1 protein-coding gene is annotated in these 279 nt (G+C 76.0%); it reads right to left on the reverse strand.

The genetic code is table 11. The features are described from left to right. A partial coding sequence (locus tag SACPADRAFT_RS0206390) for a VWA domain-containing protein (protein ID WP_028662269.1) occupies positions 1–279 on the reverse strand: 279 nt, incomplete at both ends.

The raw sequence follows: 279 nt of genomic DNA on the forward strand, positions 1-279 counted from the left end.
CACGTCCTCCAGCCGGGACGCGGCGGTCTCCACACTCGCCGTGGGCGGCAGCGCCACCTCGGCCGGGGCGGGGCCGCGGTCGCGGAAGGTGACCAGGCCGACCTTGTCGCGACGCTGGTAGGCGTCCAGCAGCAGGGACAGCACCGCGGCCTTGACCTCGCGCATCCGCGCCTTCGCGCCCATCGAGCCGGAGGCGTCGACGCAGAACAGCACGAGGTTGCCCTCCTTGCCCTCGTGCCGGGCCCAGCGCAGGTCCGCCGGGCGCAGCACCGGGCCGGG

This window comes from Saccharomonospora iraqiensis subsp. paurometabolica YIM 90007, assembly GCF_000231035.2.
Taxonomy (GTDB): domain Bacteria; phylum Actinomycetota; class Actinomycetes; order Mycobacteriales; family Pseudonocardiaceae; genus Saccharomonospora; species Saccharomonospora paurometabolica.